The sequence below is a fragment of the Oleiphilus sp. HI0066 genome (assembly GCF_001635725.1).
Genome location: NZ_LWFH01001048.1, coordinates 1 through 2,954 on the forward strand (window position 1 = coordinate 1; position 2,954 = coordinate 2,954).

At 46.6% G+C, this 2,954-nt stretch carries 3 protein-coding genes; all 3 read left to right on the top strand.

The genetic code is table 11. The annotated features are described in order from the left end of the window. The first annotated feature begins 21 nt into the window (after positions 1–21). Positions 22–1,509 carry a CoA-acylating methylmalonate-semialdehyde dehydrogenase gene (locus A3738_RS12850; RefSeq protein ID WP_068502919.1) on the top strand — a complete coding sequence of 496 codons (1,488 nt, stop codon included), beginning with the start codon at positions 22–24 and terminating at the stop codon, positions 1,507–1,509. A gap of 9 nt (positions 1,510–1,518) precedes the next feature. Beyond that, positions 1,519–1,875, top strand: a complete 357-nt coding sequence (locus A3738_RS12855) for a cupin domain-containing protein (protein ID WP_068475935.1) — start codon at positions 1,519–1,521, stop codon at positions 1,873–1,875. A gap of 6 nt (positions 1,876–1,881) precedes the next feature. Beyond that, positions 1,882–2,954 (top strand): FAD-binding oxidoreductase (locus tag A3738_RS12860; protein WP_068763623.1); only part of this gene is annotated, 1,073 nt, incomplete at its 3' end.

The following is a 2,954-nucleotide window of genomic DNA, read 5'->3' on the forward strand; positions in this document are numbered from 1 at the left end:
GCTTAAAAAACTAGGTGAATTATGGATCAACTAACACACTTTATTAATGGCGAATTCACAGCAGCGAGCGCACGTACAGCGCCTGTTTATAATCCTGCTACAGGCCAACAAACTGCAGAAGTATCACTCGCAAGCGTTGCAGAAACTGAAAACGCGATTGCAGTAGCAAAAGAAGCATTTACTTCTTGGTCTGCGGTAACGCCACTGAATCGCTCTCGAATTCTTTTCAAGTTTAAAACTATTCTTGAAGCGCGTAGAGACGAGTTAGCTGCGGCAATCACAAAAGAGCATGGCAAAGTATACGAAGACGCTTGCGGAGAAATCACCCGCGGTTTAGAAGTTGTCGAATTCGCTTGCGGTATCCCACAATTATTAAAAGGTGACTTCACTGAGCAAGTAGGTCGCGACATTGATGCTTATTCAACGAGCCAGCCTCTTGGCGTTGTGGCGGGCATTACGCCTTTTAACTTCCCTGCGATGGTACCTATGTGGATGTGGCCAATCGCCATTGCTACGGGTAACACCTTTATCTTGAAGCCTTCAGAAAAAGATCCAAGCGCAACATTTTTAGTTGCTGAGTGGTTAAAAGAAGCGGGTCTCCCTGATGGCGTGTTCAATATCGTAAACGGTGACAAAGAGTCCGTTGACGTCTTACTCACTCACACAGACATTGAAGCAGTAAGCTTTGTTGGCTCTACGCCAATTGCTGAATATATCTACTCTACCGCTTCAAAACACTGTAAGCGCATTCAAGCACTGGGCGGTGCAAAGAACCACCTAATTGTTATGCCTGATGCAGACCTAGATGGCGCTGTGAATGCGCTAATGGGCGCTGCATACGGTTCTGCTGGCGAGCGTTGTATGGCTATTTCTGTTGCCGTTGCGGTTGGTGATATTGGTGATGCACTAGTTGAGAAACTTGCTGAGAAAACACGTCAACTTAAAGTAGGTAATGGCGTAAACCATGGATTAGATATGGGGCCTCTGGTTACTAAAGAGCACTTAGCAAAAGTAAAAGGCTATGTAGATCTTGGTGTGGAAGAAGGCGCAACGCTAGTTGTTGATGGTCGCGAGCATACAGTAGAAGGTCACGAAGATGGTTACTTCATGAACGGCTGTTTATTCGACAATGTTTCTACCGACATGCGTATCTACCAAGAAGAAATTTTTGGTCCAGTACTATGTGTCGTACGCGTACCAGACTATGCGACCGCAGCCAAAATGATTAATGATCATGAGTACGGCAACGGCACATCTATCTACACGCGCTCTGGAAGCATCGCACGTAAGTTCGCGCATGACATTCAAGTCGGCATGGTAGGTGTGAATGTTCCAATCCCTGTACCAATGGCATTCCACGCATTTGGCGGTTGGAAACGTTCATTGTTTGGATCGAATCATGTTCACGGCGAAGAAGGCGTGCGTTTTTATACCAAGCGCAAAGCCGTTACCATCCGTTGGCCAGGAGACGGTTTAGCGGCAGAGTTCAATATGCCAACCATGAAGTAAGAGGCTTTTATGTCTATCAATGATATAAAGTCCCTTGATGTTTCCGATATTCAGGTAGATAGCTATCTACCTGATGCGGAAAAAATTGTGAAAGGCACGCCACATCAAAATGTATGGAATGCATTCTCGTCTCGCGATGAGAAATTCCATGCCGGCGTTTGGGACGCACAGGCCGGTGCTTGGACTGTTAGTTACGATGAAGACGAGTTCTGCTACATACTAGAGGGCGAGTCGATCATTCACGACGAATCAGGGCAAAGCAAGACAGTTAAAGCTGGCGACACTTTTACCATTCCTGCAGGATTTTCAGGTACCTGGGAGGTGCCCAAATACTGCAAAAAAATCTATGTAATCTACGAGGCGTAATCCAATATGCGTACCGAGCACACTGAATCCTATTATGCAGCAACCCGTCATGATCGCAATGATAGGCCCGCACTGAAGGACAACATTGATACAGACGTGTGCATTATCGGTGGTGGCTACACTGGCATATCTAGCGCATTACACCTCGCCGAAGCAGGCTTCAAGGTCGTCGTACTTGAAGCCGCACGCCTTGGGTTTGGAGCAAGTGGTCGCAATGGCGGCCAACTTGTAAATAGTTACAGTCGAGATATCGATGTCATTGAACGCAACTATGGCAAGACAACTGGGCATAGCTTTGGCGCTATGGCATTTGAAGGTGCCGACATTATTCGCGAGCGCGTCAAAAAATATAATATCGACTGTGACCTAAAACCCGGTGGCATATTTGCTGCGCTTAACGCAAAGCAGATGCACGAGCTAACAGAACAGAAAAAGCTATGGGAACGCTACGGCCATACCGAGCTTGAATTGTTAGATAGCAATGCAGTGCAGAAAGAAATAAATACTGATGTTTATGAAGGCGCCCTCTTAGATCACAAAGGCGGTCATATGCATCCACTTAATTTGTTACTGGGTGAAGTAGCGGCGTTCGAACAACTCGGTGGCGTTGTGTATGAAGACTCTGCCGCATTAAAAATAGAACGAACACGTCGCCCTAAAATACATACCGCTGAAGGAAGTGTGACAGCTGATTATCTTCTTGTTGCAGGCAATGCCTACATGCATGGTTTGGTACCGGAGTTGTCAGCGAAAACGATGCCTTGTGGCACGCAAATCATCACGACCGAAGTTCTCGAAGAGTCCGTCGCAAGCACTCTCATTCCCAACGGATACTGTGTCGAAGACTGCAACTACAAACTCGATTACTACCGTATCACTGGAGACAATCGATTACTGTTTGGGGGTGGAGTCACCTATGGCGGCGGCGATCCAAATTCAATCGAACATTTTCTTCGTCGACATCTTGAGCGTACTTTCCCGCAACTCAAAGGCATCAAATTTGATTATGCATGGGGGGGCGACTTCTTGTTAACGATGAGTCGTTTGCCACAGTTCGGCCGACTCAATGATTCAATCTA

Excerpts from the sequence above, each read along its gene's own strand:
- A3738_RS12850 (WP_068502919.1), top strand. The coding sequence starts at position 22 with ATGGATCAACTAACACACTTTATTAATGGCGAATTCACAGCAGCGAGC.
- A3738_RS12855 (WP_068475935.1), top strand. The coding sequence starts at position 1,519 with ATGTCTATCAATGATATAAAGTCCCTTGATGTTTCCGATATTCAGGTA.